18 protein-coding genes are annotated in these 19,016 nt (G+C 44.0%); 11 read left to right on the plus strand and 7 right to left on the minus strand.

All coding sequences use genetic code 11. The features are described 5' to 3' along the window. Positions 1-7: 7 nt before the first annotated feature. Positions 8-1,300 carry a phosphoribosylamine--glycine ligase gene (gene purD / locus B3O12_RS11930; RefSeq protein WP_286756442.1) on the minus strand — a complete coding sequence of 431 codons (1,293 nt, stop codon included), beginning with the start codon at positions 1,298-1,300 and terminating at the stop codon, positions 8-10. 35 nt (positions 1,301-1,335) lie between these two features. Beyond that, on the minus strand, positions 1,336-3,534 hold the full coding sequence (gene recQ, locus B3O12_RS11935; protein WP_286756443.1) for a DNA helicase RecQ: 2,199 nt from the start codon (positions 3,532-3,534) through the stop codon (positions 1,336-1,338). A 73-nt stretch (positions 3,535-3,607) separates the two neighbouring features. Here recQ and B3O12_RS11940 point away from each other — a divergent pair, with 73 nt between their 5' ends. Beyond that, positions 3,608-4,576, plus strand: coding sequence for a KpsF/GutQ family sugar-phosphate isomerase (locus B3O12_RS11940; protein ID WP_189628346.1), 969 nt, complete (start codon positions 3,608-3,610; stop codon positions 4,574-4,576). 2 nt (positions 4,577-4,578) lie between these two features. Then, positions 4,579-5,649 (plus strand): mannose-1-phosphate guanylyltransferase, encoded by a 1,071-nt coding sequence (locus B3O12_RS11945; protein WP_286743491.1) that lies wholly within the window; start codon positions 4,579-4,581, stop codon positions 5,647-5,649. A 107-nt stretch (positions 5,650-5,756) separates the two neighbouring features. Here B3O12_RS11945 and rlmB read toward each other — a convergent pair whose 3' ends face one another. Both rlmB and B3O12_RS11955 read right to left on the minus strand, forming a co-directional pair. Beyond that, the gene (gene rlmB / locus B3O12_RS11950) at positions 5,757-6,503 is read right to left on the minus strand and encodes a 23S rRNA (guanosine(2251)-2'-O)-methyltransferase RlmB (protein WP_286756445.1); all 747 of its coding nucleotides are present in this window, start codon (positions 6,501-6,503) and stop codon (positions 5,757-5,759) included. After that, a complete protein-coding gene (locus tag B3O12_RS11955; protein ID WP_286756446.1) occupies positions 6,500-7,711 on the minus strand; it encodes a GWxTD domain-containing protein in 1,212 nt (403 codons plus the stop codon). The genes rlmB and B3O12_RS11955 overlap by 4 nt, the downstream gene beginning before the upstream one ends. A gap of 96 nt (positions 7,712-7,807) precedes the next feature. Between B3O12_RS11955 and B3O12_RS11960 the strand changes: the two genes are divergently transcribed. Next, positions 7,808-8,581, plus strand: coding sequence for a class I SAM-dependent methyltransferase (locus B3O12_RS11960; RefSeq protein ID WP_286756447.1), 774 nt, complete (start codon positions 7,808-7,810; stop codon positions 8,579-8,581). A 7-nt stretch (positions 8,582-8,588) separates the two neighbouring features. Here B3O12_RS11960 and B3O12_RS11965 read toward each other — a convergent pair whose 3' ends face one another. Then, a complete protein-coding gene (locus B3O12_RS11965) occupies positions 8,589-9,023 on the minus strand; it encodes a hypothetical protein (RefSeq protein WP_286756448.1) in 435 nt (144 codons plus the stop codon). A gap of 174 nt (positions 9,024-9,197) precedes the next feature. Here B3O12_RS11965 and B3O12_RS11970 point away from each other — a divergent pair, with 174 nt between their 5' ends. Continuing rightward, a complete protein-coding gene (locus B3O12_RS11970; protein WP_286756449.1) occupies positions 9,198-9,401 on the plus strand; it encodes a hypothetical protein in 204 nt (67 codons plus the stop codon). A 25-nt stretch (positions 9,402-9,426) separates the two neighbouring features. Further along, a complete protein-coding gene (locus B3O12_RS11975; protein WP_189628339.1) occupies positions 9,427-9,729 on the plus strand; it encodes a hypothetical protein in 303 nt (100 codons plus the stop codon). A gap of 108 nt (positions 9,730-9,837) precedes the next feature. On the opposite strand, the gene B3O12_RS11980 is transcribed toward B3O12_RS11975, so the two are convergent. Both B3O12_RS11980 and B3O12_RS11985 read right to left on the minus strand, forming a co-directional pair. Further along, on the minus strand, positions 9,838-12,828 hold the full coding sequence (locus B3O12_RS11980) for a DUF2723 domain-containing protein (protein WP_286756450.1): 2,991 nt from the start codon (positions 12,826-12,828) through the stop codon (positions 9,838-9,840). A 94-nt stretch (positions 12,829-12,922) separates the two neighbouring features. Continuing rightward, entirely contained in the window at positions 12,923-13,567 is a 645-nt protein-coding gene (locus B3O12_RS11985; protein WP_286747110.1) for a hypothetical protein, read from the minus strand. Positions 13,568-13,632: 65 nt separating this feature from the next. On the opposite strand from B3O12_RS11985, the gene B3O12_RS11990 reads away from it, so the two are divergent. The 6 genes from B3O12_RS11990 to icd all read left to right on the plus strand — a co-directional run bounded on the left by B3O12_RS11990 (position 13,633) and on the right by icd (position 18,983). Next, positions 13,633-14,877: a tetratricopeptide repeat protein gene (locus B3O12_RS11990; protein WP_286756451.1), complete on the plus strand. Its 1,245-nt coding sequence runs from the start codon at positions 13,633-13,635 to the stop codon at positions 14,875-14,877. Between the two features lie 94 nt (positions 14,878-14,971). Then, positions 14,972-15,442, plus strand: a complete 471-nt coding sequence (locus B3O12_RS11995) for an Lrp/AsnC family transcriptional regulator (RefSeq protein ID WP_370298768.1) — start codon at positions 14,972-14,974, stop codon at positions 15,440-15,442. A 5-nt stretch (positions 15,443-15,447) separates the two neighbouring features. Next, positions 15,448-15,951 (plus strand): phosphoribosyltransferase family protein, encoded by a 504-nt coding sequence (locus B3O12_RS12000; RefSeq protein WP_189628335.1) that lies wholly within the window; start codon positions 15,448-15,450, stop codon positions 15,949-15,951. A 26-nt stretch (positions 15,952-15,977) separates the two neighbouring features. Next, entirely contained in the window at positions 15,978-16,799 is an 822-nt protein-coding gene (locus B3O12_RS12005) for a mechanosensitive ion channel family protein (RefSeq protein WP_286747115.1), read from the plus strand. Positions 16,800-16,865: 66 nt separating this feature from the next. After that, positions 16,866-17,684, plus strand: coding sequence for a 3-methyl-2-oxobutanoate hydroxymethyltransferase (panB, locus tag B3O12_RS12010; RefSeq protein ID WP_189628333.1), 819 nt, complete (start codon positions 16,866-16,868; stop codon positions 17,682-17,684). Positions 17,685-17,756: 72 nt separating this feature from the next. Then, positions 17,757-18,983, plus strand: coding sequence for an NADP-dependent isocitrate dehydrogenase (gene icd, locus B3O12_RS12015; protein WP_286756452.1), 1,227 nt, complete (start codon positions 17,757-17,759; stop codon positions 18,981-18,983). The last annotated feature ends 33 nt before the right edge of the window (positions 18,984-19,016 follow it).

The raw sequence follows: 19,016 nt of genomic DNA on the forward strand, positions 1-19,016 counted from the left end.
CAGAAGTCTATTGTTTAAGCAATCTTAGAATATCCTGGCCAATGTCTCTACGATGATACTCATCTGTCCAGGAAATTTTGCTGACACCATTATAAGCATTTTCGAGGGCTTTTTCTACCGATTCGCCTTTTCCGGTAATGGCCAGCACCCGACCACCATTGGTAACGATGTCTTGCGAGTCGTTCAGCTTGGTTCCTGCATGAAACACCAAAGCCTCATTTACCTCGTTCAATCCGCTGATGGGGTGCCCTTTGGGGTAGCTGCCTGGGTAGCCACCAGAAACCATTACCACTGTAGTAAAAGCTTCATTGTGTGTCGTATAATCCACCTCGGCCAGCCGTTCTTGTGCAGTAGCTTGCAGTAGTTCCAATAAGTCCGATTTAATCTTAGGTATGACAACCTGGGTTTCAGGGTCTCCCATTCGAACGTTATACTCAATTACATAAGGGTCTCCGCCAACATTCATAAGGCCAATGAAAATAAAGCCTTTGTAGTCGATGTTTTCTTCCTTCAGGCCTTTTACGGTTGGTTTTACAATGCGCTCTTCTACTTTTTGCATAAAGTCTCCTGCCGCAAAGGGTACTGGAGTTACAGCTCCCATACCGCCAGTGTTCAGCCCCGTATCGTTTTCTCCTATGCGTTTGTAGTCTTTGGCTTCGGGCAGAATTTTGTAGCTATGCCCATCGGTAAGTACAAAAACCGACAATTCAATACCCTGAAGGTATTGCTCAATAACCACCCTGCTGGAAGCATCGCCAAACTTGGCTTCCACCAGCATCTCTTGTAGGGTTTCGCGGGCCTGCTCGGTGGTTTCTGCAATAATTACTCCCTTACCGGCTGCTAGTCCGTCAGCTTTGAGCACTACCGGCAGTGGGTGGCTCGAAACGTAATTGAGTCCCTCTTCAAGATTTTCGCGGGTAAATGTTTTGGAACGGGCGGTGGGTATGCCGTGTCGTTCCATAAAGCGCTTAGAAAAATCCTTGCTCCCCTCTAGTTGAGCCCCGTTAGCTGAAGGGCCTACCAGTCCGACCTTCTTTAGTTCATCATCTTTGGCAAAGTAGTCGGCAATACCTTTTACCAAAGGGTCTTCTGGCCCTACAACTACCAAATCAATTTGTTCTTGTTTTACAAAGTGGCCAATGCCTTCAAAATCCGTTACGGTCAGGGCCACGTTAGTCCCTACTTGTGCTGTGCCCGCATTGCCGGGAGCAATGAACAGGGCTTCGCATTGTTTGCTTTGAGCAATTTTCCAACTGAGGGCGTGTTCTCTGCCACCGCTACCAAGAACAAGGACTTTCATAGATTATAAGGGTTTTTTGAAAGCCTCAAAGGTAATTAATTTGCGTATTCTGAAAGGAATTTAATACGCATCAATCGTAGGTCTTCTTCAGTAATGTCTTCCCCATCAAATTCGTCCATGGCTTCTTTAATGTCGTCAGACTCGGCATTCATAAAGTAGTTCATTATGTCGTCCTGCAGGTCTTCGTCCATAATTTGATCCAGGTAATAGTCCAGGTTGAGTTTGGTGCCCGCAAAACAGATAATTTCCATTTCGTCTATCAACTCTTCCATAGACCACCCTTTTTGTTCGGCTACTTCTTCCAAGTCTATTTTTCGGTCTACCTGCTGAATAATGTAAATTTTGTTTTTGGACTTATTGCCCGAAGATTTAATAACTACTACATCTTCAATGTCAATCTCATTATCTTCTACATACTGTTTAATGAGTCGCATGAATGAGGCTCCGAACTTTTGTACTTTGCCCATGCCAATGCCATTTACGTTGGCCAGAGCTTCCGGAGTGGTGGGGTAGGTGGTAGCCATCTCCTGCAGCGAGGGATCCTGAATAATCACATAGGGTGGAAGATTTTTCTCTTTGGCTATTTTCTTTCTTTCAGCTTTCAAAAGGTCAAAAAGCACCTTGTCGTAAGAACTACCCGGGTTTGGCGAAGCAGGAGTTTCATTGCTTTCATCCTCCGTTTCGTCTACATCGCTAAAATCCAGGTCTTTGGTGAACTCAATGTATTCGGGCTTTTCAACAAACTTTCGGCCTTTTTGCGTGCATTTGAGCAGACCTATGTTTTCTATGTCTTTTTCAATAAGCTCATTGAGTAGCGTTTGTCTTACTACCGACTTCCAAAAGCTTTCGTCTTCACCTTTTCCTTTGCCATAAACGGGCAATTTGTCGTGCTTGTAGCTTTTTACATACTGGTTGCTGGAGCCTCTGATCACGTTGACCAGATGACTCATGCCAAAACGTTCTTCTGTTTGCAGTACGGCTTCAACAACCGTTTGGGCGTATTGTTGCCCATCATATTTTTCTCTCTGGTAGCGACAGTTGTCGCACATTCCCGATTCTTTGCAGTGTGTATCGTCATACTCCTCACCAAAGTAGTGGAGGAGTTGCTTTCTACGACATACGGCCGACTCCGCATAGGAAGCCATCTCCTCAAGCAATATTTTGGCGTTTTCCTTTTCAGTAACAGGCTTGTCTTTGTTGAATTTTTCGAGTTTGAGAATATCGTTGTACCTGTAGAACATGATGCACTGACCTTCCAGTCCGTCTCTACCTGCCCTACCGGTTTCCTGATAGTACCCTTCTAATGACTTGGGCACATCGTAGTGAATTACAAACCGTACGTCTGGTTTGTCTATTCCCATGCCGAAAGCAATGGTGGCCACAATCACATCCACTTCCTCGTTGAGAAAATCGTCCTGATTCTTCATTCGAACGGCCGGATCGAAGCCGGCATGATATGGAGCCGCCTTAAATCCGTTCACCCGCAAGAACTCGGCAATTTCTTCTACCTTCTTGCGGCTCAGGCAATATATAATCCCCGACTTGCCCTGATTCTCCCTGATGAACTTAATAAGCTGTTTTTTAATGCCTTTTTTGGGGCGAACTTCATAGTAAAGGTTTTCCCGGTTAAAAGAAGACTTGAACAAATCGGCTCCCTCCATTTGCAGGTTGCGTTGAATGTCGAGCTGTACTTTAGGGGTGGCTGTGGCCGTAAGGGCTATGATAGGGATTTGGCCCAGATGGTCGATTATAGACTTTATTCGCCTGTATTCAGGCCGGAAGTCGTGGCCCCATTCAGAAATACAGTGGGCCTCATCGATAGCCGCAAACGATATTTTGGCCTGGCGGAGGAAGTCTACATTTTCTTCTTTAGTAAGCGACTCGGGGGCTATGTATAGTAACTTGAGTTCACCGGCAAGGGTAGCCTTTTTTATTTTGTTTATCTCAGATTTTGAGAGTGTTGAGTTGAGGAACCGGGCTTTGATGCCAACCGCATTGAGCTGGTCTACCTGATTCTTCATTAAGGCGATAAGCGGGGAAATAACTATAGCGGTGCCCTCTTGCACAATAGCAGGCATCTGGTAGCACATGGACTTTCCTGCGCCTGTAGGCATAATCACAAAGGTGTTTTTACCTGCTAATAAGTTCAGTATTATTTTTTCCTGATTCCCCCTGAATTGATCATAGCCGAATACCTCCTTCAGCTTAGATCGTAGTACATCAACACTTACCATATTAATTAGGCTAAACCCATTTGGAATGAGACCATTACTTATATTTGTCGCACAAAATTAATGTGCGCTTCCATTGAATTTAAATAAAAATATTCAAACAATAGCCAAAGAGACGCTTCGCAAAGAAGCTGACGCCATAATTAAGGTTATTGAGTATATAGACCAAGATTTTGAGCAAGTAGTTCACGAAATACTTTCCATGAAAGGTAGGTTGGTGATTACCGGGGTGGGAAAAAGCGCCATAATTGCCAACAAGATTGTGGCCACACTCAACTCTACGGGTACTCCGGCCATTTTTATGCATGCGGCCGATGCCATTCATGGCGACATGGGAATGATAAGGGAGGAAGATATGGTGATGTGTATTTCCAAAAGCGGAAATACGGAAGAAATAAAAGTGTTGCTTCCTCTCCTGAAACGCACTGGAGCCAAAATAATAGGGCTGGTGAGTAATGAAGATTGTTATGTGGCGAAACATGCCGACTATGTATTGAAAGCCATAGTGGCCGAAGAAGCCGATCCTAACAACCTTGCGCCAACCACCAGCACAACGGTACATATGGCTGTGGGCGATGCTCTGGCTGTGGCCTTGTTGTGGGCCAGAGGATTTACTTCAGAAGATTTTGCGCGGTATCATCCCGGTGGCTCGCTGGGTAAACAACTCTACTTAAAGGTAGATGATATATATCCAAAGAACGAATTGCCCGTTGTTCAAGAAACTGACTTGGTGAAAGCCAGTATTTTAGTAATTTCAAAAAAGAGGCTGGGAGCCGCTGCAGTGGTCAATGCACAGAACGAATTGGTGGGTATTTTTACCGATGGCGACCTGAGACGGATGCTCGAGAAGTACGATGATTTTTCGGCACTGACTATTGCAGAAGTAATGACACGCAACCCTAAAACCATTGCGAAAGGGGAGTATGCCCTACGGGCACTCAATCAAATGCGTGAGCATGATATTAACCAATTAATAGTAGTAGATCAGAAGCGGGTAGTAGGCTTTTTGCACATCAGTGACCTGCTGAATGAAGGAATAGTATAATCATGGCACAAAACTATGTAGTTATCATGGCGGGCGGAATCGGCAGTAGATTCTGGCCATATAGCCGTGCAAATAAACCCAAACAATTTCTGGATGTACTGGGCACAGGCCGGTCGTTAATTCAGATGACATACGACAGGTTTCTGAATATATGCCCCAGTGAAAACATTTATGTAATTACCAACAAGAGCTACTACAACCTGGTGAAGGAGCAGTTGCCAGACTTGTCTGACGATCAGATTTTGTTGGAGCCCATTGGGAGAAACACGGCTGCAGCGGTGGCTTATCCGGCTTTTAAGATTAAGCAGAGAGACCCTGAAGGGATTATGATTGTGGCTCCTTCCGACCACGTGGTGTTTAAGGAAAAGATTTTTGAAGAGAATATTACTATTGCTACCAAAGCGGCCAAAGGCTCTGAAAAACTGATAACACTGGGTATAGTACCTAGCCGACCGGAAACGGGGTATGGCTATATACAATACCACTCTAGCCCGCTAAAGAAGGTTAAGAAGGTAAAAACCTTTACAGAAAAACCAGAGCTGGAGTTGGCTCAAAAGTTTATTGAAAGTGGCGATTTTGTGTGGAATGCGGGCATTTTCGTTTGGTCTATAGAAGCTATTACAAACGCCTTTCATCGGTATCTGGAAGATATTGCTGTCATTTTTGAAGAAGGAGCCGATAAGTATTATACTGCCGGAGAGCAGGAGTTTATCGATAAGGCTTACACCCTGTGCAAAAGTATTTCCATTGATTATGGAATAATGGAGAAGGCCGATGAGGTATACATGGTTAAGGGAAAGTTCGATTGGTCTGACCTTGGTAGCTGGGATTCACTTCACGAGATTAAAGAAAAAGACAAAAATGGTAATGTGGTAGATGCCAACGCCTTGTTGTATGACTCTACCAACTGTTATATAAAAGGACCAAAGGATACGCTAATTGTAGCTCAGGAGCTCGATGGCTATTTGGTTACCCACTCAGACAACGTGGTGCTCATTTGTAAAAAAGATGCTGAAAAGAAATTCAGAGAGTTTTTAAGTGACGCCAAAGAGCGGGGAGCAGGTTTTGCCTGAGGTCGATCATTGAATTGAGGCTCTGAATAATAAAGCCCTGGCAATGATTACAGCCAAACCAGGGCTTTGTTTTGTCTTGGGTATACCAACAGGGGCCCACCTGCTGCCTAGCTTAAGCGCTGGCGCAGTACTTCATAAACAATCACTCCCGTGGCCACCGAAACATTAAGAGACTCAATTTGGCCTACTACAGGCAGTTTCACATGGCTATCGGCCAGTTTCAAATATTCTTGCGAAATACCATCCTCTTCCGAACCCATGAGAATAGCCAGAGGTACACTTAAGTCTGCCGAATACACCAGTGCATCTGCTTTTTCTGAGCAGGCAACCACCTGTATGCCATTATCCTGAATTTCCCGAATGGTAGTTTTTAGATTCTCTACCCGACAAATAGGTATATGATTGAGTGCTCCTGCCGAAGTTTTCATGGCATCAGCACCCAGTTGGGCGGTACCACGGCTGGGTACCACAATGGCGTGAACACCGGCACATTCGGCCGTTCGGGCTATGGCTCCAATATTGCGCACATCCGTAACCCTGTCGAGAATAATCAGCAATGGGGTTTCTGCTTTGGCGTAAGCTTCGGAAATCACATGATCAAGCGAGGCATAGACTACCGATGATAAGTAGGCTATTGCCCCCTGATGATTCTTTTTGGTAATGCGGTTCAGTTTTTCTACCGGCACTTTCTGAACGGGAATAGAGTGGCCTTTTGCCAGCTGCAACAGCTCCAAAATCAATTCGTTTCGCAAATCTTTTTGCACGAGCAACTTATCGATTTCTTTGCCTGCCTGTATGGACTCTATGACAGCCCTTGTGCCATAGATGTAGTCTGTTTTATGTTGCTGATTCATTCAATTATTCTTCCGTTGCGCCACTGAGATACGGCCAATAGCCAGTTTTCCTTATATCTTTTGCCCCTAATGAGCTTGTGCTTTGTAATTCCGTCTTCCTGCACTATATCGAATATAAAACGTATTCGGCCTCCTTCACTATCCGGAAAAACCCAAAGTTCTGTCCGCTCATTACGAAATACCTGTATGGGATCTCCCATAATTATGTAGACCATTCCGCGGTCGGTTTTCCAACCGGCCTTATTCTCGGTAAAGAGCCTGGCTGCCTTTCTAACTCTTCGGTAGTAGAACTTTATGAAGTCTTTGGCTATTCTTTCGTTAGCCGAAATGGTATTGTTTACAAACTCTTCGAATACCAACCGGGTTTCTTCCGGTCCTCTCAAGGCTTTGTATTCATCGTTGGTTGTCACATAAATAAGGGGTTGAACAAGCTCTGAGTAATCATTGAAATAGGGATAAAATTCATCGGCCACAAGAATTTTGAGCGATTGGTTGGGAGCTTGTGCTGCTCTGATGGTGTAAAAACCTTCGTTGTAAAACTCAAAAACCTCACCTTCATTTACACCATACAGTGTGTCTAGCAGTACTTCTGAAGGTTGGGGTTGTTCCGTTTCGTCAAACGGAGGCATAGCCACCGCTTTGTTGTTTTCAATGCCACTGATTTCGTAATTGAGAGGAGTTCCAAAAGGGTTTACCAGCCGCACTGCTCTGTTCCGGTTCAGGTAACGGGCAAAGTAAGGAATGTCTTTGTCTACCTCCATCAATAAAAAAGATGGTGGGGGAGTATCTTCCTCAATCAAGGGAATATCAATGTAGTAATGGGTGTCTTTAATGATGTTGTACACATCTACCACCAGAAGCTTGTCGTTTTCTTCTCGTTCGAAGTTTAGCTCGTAAGTATACTGTCTAAAGGCAATGTCAACCACCTGGCTGGTATCAATTCGGCTGTTTTCTGTTACCGACTTTTCATCGATGTAGCTGCCGCGAACATCATAGCTAAGCTGAAAATCCGAGATGCGCACGTTGCCACTGTTGAGCATGAAGTTGAAGTATACCTTAAACTGGTTGCCCTGAGACACTGTTTTGTGTCGAACGAGAAACTCATGCTCCTCATCATAGAGAAAGCTGAGGTCTGATGAGCTCATCCTTCCCTGAGCCCAGACCAGGCTGCTCCATAGGAGTAGTAGTGCCGAACATAGCGTTTTCATGCCGTTGCTTTCCATCAAAAATAGCAGATATGTGCTTAGCCGGAACAAATTTGAACGAATTCGGGATATTCCCCTAATTTTGGCCAAATTTTACACATGGCTACTTACACTACAGAAATTGCCTCTGACAAAATTCCTTCAGACAATCCCATTCACCAACGATTGCTTCAGGCCTATTATTTGGCCATGCCGTCTATAAAAGGACAGTTGCTGGAACTGGGGTGTGGCGAAGGACGTGGAGTAGAATTGCTAAGTCCACTGGCTGATGGATATGTGGCATTGGATAAGATTGGTGAGGTGATCGAACGCCTGCAGCAGAAATATCCCGGAGTAGATTTTAGGCAAGCCGTTTTTCCGCCATTCAAAGGCCTGGCCGACAATAGTTTCGATACCATAGTGAGTTTTCAGGTAATTGAACATGTAAAAGAAGATAAAGCCTTTTTAAAAGAGATATACAGGGTGCTGAAGCCGGGGGGCAAAGCCGTGTTGACAACCCCAAATATTAAGAAAACCCTCACTCGTAACCCCTGGCATGTGAGAGAATATACGGCTCAGGAGTTAACCCAATTGGCACAGACCATTTTTCCGAAAGTCACCATGAAGGGGGTTGGCGGCAACCATAAGGTTATGGCCTACTACGAGCAGAATAAGAGGGCCGTGGAAAAAATAACCCGGTTCGATATTTTCAATCTGCAGTACAGGCTGCCCGCTCCTTTGTTAAGAATACCGTACGATATACTCAATCGCCTGAACCGAAACAAGCTCAATACGGCCAATACAGGACTTGTTGCTGAAATAAAGCATACAGATTATGTACTGATAGATGAGGCCGATGAGGCACTCGATTTATTTCTTGTGGTGGAGAAGTAGTGCGTAATCAATGATTTGATTTTCGAAGCAAATCCTTTAGGGTATCCATAATGCCTTTGTCATGCAATTCCCGAATTTCTTCCAGGGTTTGCTTAAGTCTTAATACCTCTTCTTTTAAAATCTGTTCGCGCCCAGTTTGGCTTGGGCTGGCCAGAATTTGTACCAAGTTTTCAGTAGAAGAGCTTCCCTTGGTATACTGGGGCTCAGGCTCATTGGCTGTTGGTGGGAGCAACATGTCTCCTTCGCCCGTGAGCAACCAGGTTGGGTTAAGGTCAGGAAACTCTTTAATGATATTATCCAAATATTTCGTCTGAATGTCTGTTCCGTTCTTAATCGCCTTTCCGAGTGATCCGTTGGACATTCCGGCACTCTTTTCGAACTGTCTGACCGACAGTTTTTTATGTTTTATGTAGTCACTCAGCCGACTGACGATTTGAGACATTGAAATTTATTTAGAAAAAAATCTACAATAGTTTTGAAAACATAGATAATTATCTATATTTTTGTTATGTGAATACACGCATACAATGATACAAAACTGGCGGCACAAAAGTGATGTTCGCTCCAAAGGGTCTTTGATATGTGTTGTGTCATTTAACCCAGGAAAGCAAAGCCTATGAATAAGCACGTTAGAGAACACAATGGTAACCTGAGTAAACCTTTGGTTATTAGGCTATTTGAAGACCAAAGACAGAGGCTGGATGAGTTTGTAAGGGATGAAAATAAGCGATTGGTCAATGAGGGTTTGCCTCCCAAAAATTCATCGGAATATGTAAGGCAAATTTTCGAGGCGGGGTTAAAGGCCGTTCAAAAAAGCTAATGATCAGACTGTTAATACTACACACATGAACACGTTTAAAGCATGGCCTCAAAGGAGGCTCCGCTCCAATGACAAACCATTTGAGTCTACCATTACAGAGTTTTTGCAACAAGACTGCTACGAGCAGCTCATTCGCACTCTGGGCGAAGAGCAGGCGCAAGAGCAAATGGAAGAAACCTGGAAACTCATTGAGGCAGAAATGAGGCAAATGGGAACTAAAAAGCCCATAGAGGCGGCTCGTGAGTTATTCAGAAAAAGCAATTACAATGGCTGGGTGCATACGAAGTGCTACGCTGCAATTTACTACAAAGCACGCAAAGAAGACTGATTGCGGCACGGTTGTACTGTCTTGAGATGAAGAGACTCGCAGAGGCAAATAACCGAGCAAGTGTGTGTGAAAAAAGGCCGCCTGAAAACAGGCGGCCTTTACATGTTGTTAGAAATTACTTCGGTCTATGTTGAGCCTTATGTTTTGCTCGTTCAGCATTTCTTCTACTCTTTTGGCTTCATCATTTTTGCCTTCTTCTTGCAATACCAATTGTAGGTAGCGCAGTCCTCTAAGCTTGTTGCTAAAGTTGTAGTCGCCCCATCGTTGCTTGTTCTGAAGGTAGCTGAGCTCTGAGTTGAATTGCTCGGCCAGTTCCATAGCCATTTTTGCGGCCAGTTCCTTTTCGCCCACATCGAAATAGCCTTGAACAAAACCTATTGAAGAAACATCGTACGGCACGGCTTCTACCGGCATTCTTTCCATTCCAAAATCAAGCACCTCTTTTGCTCTGGCGGTGTCTCCTTTTAGTACCAGCGCATCGGCCAGGCTGGTAATCATAGAGCGATGATTTTGTACAAAGCCTCTGTAATCTTCGTTCAGATTGGCATCTGGGTTGTCCAGTCCTCTGAACTGCATTTTGTTCATTACATTGTCATACATCACCTCAGTGTTTACCAGCTCCCTCATACCCGATGGTTTACGAACCGGCAAAAGTCTGTAGGCCATTCCTTCCTGCACCAGGTAAGGGTCGGCATTCCAGCTCAGCGCATTTACAGAAGTGTAGTTAAAGTAAATGGGGCGTTCCCAGTTGTTCTGTACAATTAAATCGAGAAGCATCATTTGCCCTTTGTCTACTGTTCTCGACAGTAATTCACCGTTATCGTTGCGTTTAAAGTCAAAGAACATTCGGTCTACCAGGTAGGGCTTAAGTTCGTCCGGTATTATACCCTTTTCCAATACAGCAGCCGTGTCTACCGGCATGGTTAAGGTTTCGGCCGGAATAAGCATTACTTCGCTACCAGAAGCAAAGGTGCGTTTGAATTGTGGCACATCTCTGCGCACCACATCCAAATATTCCCTCAGGTCAATGGCTTGTCCCTGAAACTGCGGTAATTCCTGTACATAGAGCACATCGTTGGTGCCCTGACGATAGTTGTCTATTGTGAGTGAGTAAGGAAAGGCCTCAGAGTCGTTCATTTTTGTGGCCGTTTGGTCAATATACCAGTCGGTGGCATAGTAGCTCAACACGACCACACGCACGTCTGTACGGAAGCCTTCAACCTCCTGCACATACCATAGTGGGAAGGTGTCATTGTCACCACCTGTAAAGAGTATGGCATTGGGGGCACAAGAGGCCAAAAAGTTTCTTGCCGAATCTACAGAGAAGTAACGGCCCGAACGATCGTGGTCGTCCCAGTTTTCTTTAGCTAAAATTACAGGAGCAATCATGCACAAAGCAATGGTTCCTGCTACAAGGCTTTTTCCTTTTTTCGCTACTGCGCTACCCAGTGCCAGCACCGATAGGCCAATCCACATGGCAAAAGCGTAGTAAGAACCGGCATAGATGTAGTCTCTTTCGCGAGGTTCTATAGGGGGAGAGTTCAGGTAAATAACCAGCGCCACCCCGGTGAGGATAAAGAGCATAAATGTAGCCGAAAACCCTTTAGGATCTCGGTTAAACTGGAAGAATAAGCCTATTAGCCCCAGCACCAAAGGAATCATGTAATACTGGTTACGTCCTTTGTTATTTGCTATAGTCTCCGGCACATTCTTATCGGTTTCAAAAGGCTTAAGCCAACTGGCATTCTGAATGTCACTTTCTCTACCGGCAAAGTTGAACATGAAGTACCGCAGGTACATGTGCCCAATTTGGTGTAGGAACATAAAGCGCAGGTTATCAGAGAAAGTGGGTTTTTCTCCAGGTCTTAGGCCAGTTACTTCCATGTACTTTCTCTCATGGCTCGGGGAGCTACTATACATTCTTGGTAGCAGGGTTGTATATTCCGGGTCATACTCATAGCCAATTTTATAGTCAGCTATTTTGTACTTGTCTTCGGCCTTATAATAAATAGGGTCTCCTTCAATGTAGTCGATTATTGGAGCATTAAAGTACTGTCCGTGCAAGAGTGGACGGCTACCATACTGCTCCCTTTTCAGGTAGGAAACAAAAGTCATTACATCTTCCGGATTGTTTTGGTCAATAGGTGGGTCGGCTCGTGAACGAATAAGAATGACGGCATAACAAGAATAACCAATGAGCACAAAGGCCATAGAAAGAATAAGTGTATTGAGCTTTACCATGTCTTTTTTGGCGGTAAAGCGTAACCCAAAAACAATAGCGGCTATTACCAAAATGGTAAGGAAAAGAGCTCCTGAGCCAAATGGAAGCCCAAACGTATTGACAAAGGTAATTTCGAATTTACCCGCAATTGTTGGTAGTCCGGGAATAATAAATGAGTTGATAAACAGTACAAGGAATAAGCTGAAGCCCAAGGCTACTAATACACCTTGCCAAGTTGGATTTTTATATTTTTTGAAGTAATAAATAAGGCCCATAGCGGGTAGAGTAACCAAGCCGAGAAGGTGAACCCCGGTAGAAAGACCCATCATATAGGCAATGAATAAAAGCCATTTATTGGCTCTGCTTTCATCTTCTACCAGTTCCCATTTTAGAATGGCCCAGAAAACCACAGCCGTGAAGAAAGAAGACATGGCATATACCTCACCCTCTACAGCGCTGAACCAAAAAGAATCTGTAAAAGTAAAGGCAAGAGCACCTACAGCACCCGCACCGGCCAATAGTATCTTTTGCAGATCGGTTTCTTCGCCAACTTTGGCCTGCAGCACTTTGCGGCCCAGCATTACAATAGACCAGTATAAGAAAAGAATAGTAAGGGCCGAGGCCAATACGCTCGACATATTTACCCAATAGGCCACTTTGGTAACATCTCCAAACGACAGGAAAGAGAATAAGCGGCCAATCAGCATAAAGAGTGGTGCCCCCGGAGGGTGCGATACTTCTAATTTAAAGGCAATGGCTATGAATTCACCACAATCCCAAAAGCTTGCAGTTTCTTCTACAGTGAGCACATATGTGATCAGAGAAACCAGAAATACAGCCCACCCGGTAAGGTTGTTTATCTTCTTAAAATCTGTCATTTAACACCAATTTGAGGCGTGAAAATAGTAAAAATATACTAGGGCAACGGTTAATTTTTATTAATAGCCATGGCCTCTTGTCTGTGGCTGAAAATTACTCCGCAACGCCCAAATAAAACCATAGCCAAAGCAAAAAGAGCGGTACATATGAGGTGGCCACAATGGCATTGGCTACTGATTTCTTTTTTCTGGCCGCAAAGTCGACCCCATAAGTGAGCACAACCCAATAAGCCAACTCAAACACATTGAGTTGTTGGTTTACATACCAGTATTTTTGGGGTACCTCACTGTATTCATAAAAATTCATGAGTGAAAGGGGGTAAAAACTGTCATATTCCCAGTAGGTGGGGTCAGTTTCAATAAACATAAACCAGAAAATTTTAATGATTGTAGGTACAAAAAAGACCAGCTCGGCAATCATGGCAATGTTCCAGCATTTGTAAAAGTTTACATTATAGCCCCACATAAAGCATCCAACCCATAGCACAAAGCCCACAATGGTAAACTTGATTGCATAAACCACAGGGATGGACAGCATGTTAAGGCTTGCGATTATTTTAAATATGAGGGCCTGAGGTCCCTCCAGAAACTTGAAAGCCGCAATTTCGTCTACAATAAAGTTTTGCTGAACATAAAAAAGCAGTAGGTATACAACACAGAGAAGTATAAAAAACAATGGCTTGTTAAAGCCAAACCAACTTCGGGCCTGAAGCTCAAGATTGCTGAATTCTCTGGGCATGGGGAAACTATTTTGAGTAAAACTACGATTTAAGGACGAAGCTTAGAATTAAATTGTATCAATGCATGGCTATTGGACTAAGCGGCAGTAATTTTGCTTCAACTGCACTTATGAAATTTCTGAACACCAAAATTTTAGGGCTCCTGCTGTTTTGTTTTGTAGCCTTACCCAGGGCAGAAGCCACTCAGGCAAAGGCCGATAGTACTCAATACCTTTTGTTGAACATGGCACTGCAGCTGCAAATTACAGATGCGGTAGATAACATGTACAATTTTAAATTCAGGGAAGCAGAAGTTGAGTTCAACTGGATGAAGTACAACTACCCTGATCACCCATTGCCATACTTTCTGTTTGGCATTAGCACCTGGTGGCAAATGATGCCCAATCTGGACAAAGAAAGCCCACTGGGAGATGAGTTTTTGGCTTATATGGATACGGCCATTGTTAAAGCTGAGGCCATGTTTAAGGCCGATGAAAACAACATAGAAGCTGCTTTCTTTTTAGCTGGTGCTCATGGCTTTGTAGGGCGCTACCATTCAGAGAAGAAAAATTGGTTCAGAGCAGCCGGGGCCGGAAAGAACGCCCTCAAGTACCTGGAGATAACCCAGGGCAATGAAAGTTTTAGCCCGGAAATTCTGTTCGGAGATGCCCTTTTTAACTACTACTCCATTTGGATTCGCGAAACTTATCCGATGCTCCGACCCATGCTGGTGTTCTTTCCCAAAGGCGATAAAGAATTGGGGCTTCGGCAGCTCAATGAGGTTTCCCGAAACGCTTTTTATACCCGAATAGAAGCTACTTATTTCCTGATGCGCATCAAGGCTTTTGAAACCAACGAAACGTTTGATGCGCTTCGACTGGCCGAAATGGTTCATAAAAAGTATCCTGACAACCCCTACTTTCACAGATTTTATGCCCGAATGTTATACACTTTGGGGCAGGACACCCAGGCTCAGCAAGAATCTGAAGAAATTCTAAACAGAATAGACAAGGGGCAGGTTGGTTATGAAGAAGTAAGCGGAAGATACGCCAGCTTTTTTCTGGGGCACATTCACCGAAAAAGGGGAAGGCACCAAGAGGCAGAGAAGTACCTGAGGCAAGCAATACGCTTTACAGAGCAGTTGGTCGATGAGGAAGAGTCGGGCTACTATCTCTACGCTCAACTGTATCTGGCACAGTATGCTACACAGGCCGGTCGTTTTGAGGAGGCCCTCGAAAGAATAGATATCATTCGGGACAACTCCAAACGTAGAGACGGTGTCAATGAACAAGCCAGGGAACTGAAAAAAGAAATAAGAAAACGGAAATAATTCGGCTTAAGCTTTCTTTAGATTCTTTGGTAAAATATTCTTTGATCTTTGTACATTTGTGCCGAATTATATTTTGTAGTTAATCTTAAGTATTGTGAACCTCAAACTTGATAAAATCGACCGGAAGATTCTTGATATTCTTCAGTCGAACGCGAAGATTACTAACGCGCAGCTCTCTAAAGAAATTGGTCTTTCTCCTGCACCTACATTGGAGCGGGTGAAAAAACTGGAAAACTCCGGAATTATTAAAAGTTACCATGCCAAGCTCGATACAGATAAGATTGGTATGGGAGTGAGCACTTTTGTATACGTTACCCTTAAAGGCCACAACAAGCAGAATATAGAGATATTTCTGGAGGCCATAAATAAGATTAACGAGGTAATAGAGTGCCACCACGTGACCGGGTCTGGCGATTTCGTTTTGAAAATTATTGCCAAAGATATTGCCTCCTATCAGCAGCTTATGCTAGAAAAAGTGAGCGATATCTCAGTGGTTGATAATTTGCAGTCGATGGTGATCCTCTCTACCTTTAAGGATAGTAAGGTGATGCCAATCCCTGAATAGACCTTATGCAAACAACTGAGAAACGCATTCTGGAGAAAGCTCAAATAGAGCAGATCATACGAAGAATGGCTTACGAGATTTACGAGCAAAACTACGATGCCTCGAAAATCTTCCTGGCCGGTATTGATAACAACGGAGTAAAAATTTCTGAAATGCTGGCCCGTGAGGTGAGAGCCATTTCAGAGATTCCTGTCGAGCTTATTAGAATCGATATAGACAAAGAGGCTCAAAGCCAGCCTACGGTGAGCTTCTCCAAAGAGCCCGATGTGCCCAATTTTACCCTTATTGTGGTAGATGATGTGCTTAACTCCGGCCGAACCATGATTTATGCTCTGGATCCTTTTTTGAAAATGAAAGTGAGAAAAATCCAGACAGCCGTTTTAGTGAACCGAAGCCACAAAAGGTTTCCTATTGCAGTAGACTACAAAGGGTTTGAACTTGGCACAACCATCGAAGAGCATATCCACGTGCAATTGACAGACGAGGACTATTCAGCTTACTTGTATTAAACCCATTTCTTAACTAAAAATGAATTATGGAAACCTCTTTACAGGAACTTTGGAATAGTATTAATGAAGCAGTCTTAATCTACGGCCTCAAGGTATTAGGAGCACTAATTACCCTGATTATTGGGTCGTGGGTTATTAAAAAACTGGTAAAAACCTTTGGCAAAACACTCACCAAAAAAGGGGTAGATCCCACACTTATTCCTACGCTAAAAGGCGTAGTAAAAGTAGCCTTGTGGGCGGCCCTTATTCTGGCTTTTGTAAAACAGGTAGGTATAGAAACTTCCGGTTTTATTGCAGTATTTGGAGCTGCAGGTTTGGCCATAGGTTTGGCACTTCAAGGGTCACTTTCGAATTTTGCAGGAGGAATTCTAATCCTTACCATTAAACCCTTCAAGGCGGGAGATTTTGTAGAAGTAAATGGTCAGTCGGGCACAGTAAACTCAGTAACCATTTTTAATACCGTGTTAAAAACCCCCGATAACAAAACCATTTTCTTGCCCAACGGAGCGGTGGCCGGAGCCAACATTACCAATTTTACTTTGGAGCCCAAAAGAAGATGGGATAAGGTTTTTGGTATTGGTTATGACGATGATTTCGATAAGGCCAAGCAAATCATTTTAGACTTCTTGCAAGCCGATGAACGAGTGCATAAAGACCCCGCTCCTTTTGTGAGAGTGGGCAATCTTGGCGACAGCAGTGTAGATATTACGGTTCGGGCCTGGGTAGATAGCTCAGAATACTGGAACCTTAACTGGGATATGATCGAAAAAGTGAAGAAAGAATTCGACAAACAAGGAATCTCTATTCCATATCCTCAGCGAGATGTACACATCTACAACGAAAAGTAGATAGTCCATTCAAAACGTATCACCAAGGGGTAAATGCTTATATTTACCCCTTTAATTTTACCTGACATGTCCATCCATAAATCAGAAATAAAGAAGGTAACCACACATCAGTTGCAGGCCATGAAAGAGCGCGGAGAGAAAATATCCATGCTCACGGCTTACGATTTTTCAATGGCTAAACTTATAGATGCTGCCGGGGTGGATATAATACTGGTGGGCGACTCTGCCTCAAATGTAATGGCCGGCCACGAAACCACACTCCCCATTACTCTGGATCAAATGATTTACCATGCCAGTTCAGTAATAAGAGCGGTTAGCCGAGCATTTGTGGTAGTAGATATTCCGTTTGGTTCATACCAGGGAAACTCCTCCGAAGCGCTGAGGTCTGCTATTCGTATAATGAAAGAGTCCGGAGCCCACTCTGTAAAAATGGAGGGCGGTGCCGAAATAAAAGAGTCCATAGTACGCGTACTTAGTGCCGGGGTTCCCGTAATGGGTCATCTGGGACTCACTCCACAGTCCATATACAAGTTTGGTACCTATGCGGTAAGGGCCAAGGAAGAAGAGGAAGCCGAAAAGCTCATTGCCGATGCCAAACTGCTGGAAGAGTGTGGCTGCTATGCCATAGTGCTGGAAAAAATACCGGCCGAGCTGGCCAGAAAAGTTTCGCAAGAAATTAACATACCAACCATTGGTATAGGAGCCGGGCCTGATTGCGATGGTCAGGTATTGGTAATGCACGATATGCTCGGCATTAATGCCGAGTTTAAGCCTCGATTTTTAAGGCAATATGCCGATTTGGGGACGGTAATTACCAATGCGGTAGGTCATTACATCAAAGATGTAAAGTCGGGCGACTTCCCCAATGAAAAGGAAAGCTATTAGTCTATCAAAAAAGTAGATTTTATTACATTGCGCATCCATATTTTTTAGTGAAGAAAATTCAAAAACTTAACCATGAGTGAACAAAAAATAACCATTAGCAATGGTGTGCTAAATGTTCCCGATCAACCCGTTGTTCCTTTTATTGAAGGCGATGGAACTGGTGTAGACATTTGGCCTGCCGCCAAAAACGTGATCGACAGTGCAGTGGCTAAAGCCTACAATGGCGCAAAGGCCATTCAGTGGAAAGAGGTTTTGGCAGGAGAAAAAGCCTTTAATGAAACAGGTGAATGGATGCCTGAGGCTACATTAGATGCATTTAGAGAATATTTGGTAGGAATTAAAGGGCCTTTGACTACTCCCGTTGGTGGAGGGATCAGGTCTTTAAACGTTGCTCTAAGACAAGAGCTCGATTTGTATGCCTGTGTTCGTCCGGTACGCTGGTTTGAAGGTACACCCTCACCGGTAAAAGAGCCCGGCTTATGCGACATGGTGATTTTCAGAGAGAATACAGAAGATATTTATGCCGGTATTGAGTTCGAAAAAGGCTCAGACGATGCCCATAAGTTTGCAGCCCTTCTGAAGGAAAATTTCCCGGCCCGATTCAAAAAAGTAAGATTCCCCAATACGGCCGGATACGGCATTAAACCGGTTTCTGAAGAAGGAACCCACAGACTGGTGAAAGCGGCTATTGATTATGCTTTTGCTCAAAAGAGAGATTCAGTGACTTTGGTGCACAAAGGCAACATTATGAAGTTTACTGAAGGAGCTTTTAAGTCTTGGGGTTATGCCCTCGCTAAAGATCAGTATGGTGCGCAAGACTATGAAGGTGGCCCATGGCAAATTATTGAGAAGGATGGTCATCAGGTGATTATTAAAGATGTGATTGCCGATGCCTTCTTGCAGCAAATATTGTTGAGACCTGCCGAATACTCGGTGATTGCCACACTCAACCTCAACGGAGACTATATTTCTGATGCTCTTGCCGCCATGGTAGGAGGCATTGGTATTGCTCCGGGAGCCAACATTAACTATGCTACGGGCAACGCCATTTTTGAGGCAACTCATGGTACAGCTCCAAAATATGCCGGTCAGGATAAGGTAAATCCGGGTTCTGTAATTCTTTCAGGAGCCATGATGCTTGAGTATTTTGGATGGCAGGAAGCTGCAGACCTAATATACTCCGGTTTGGAAAAAGCCATAGCGTCTAAACGCGTCACTTACGATTTCGAACGATTAATGGAGGGAGCCACCCTTCTCAAATGCTCCGAATTTGGAGAAGAAATTGTAAAGAACATGTAAACAAAAGCCCCTTAAAGGGGCTTTTTTAGTAAA

This window comes from Roseivirga sp. UBA838, from assembly GCF_002296035.1.
Lineage (GTDB): Bacteria > Bacteroidota > Bacteroidia > Cytophagales > Cyclobacteriaceae > Roseivirga > Roseivirga thermotolerans.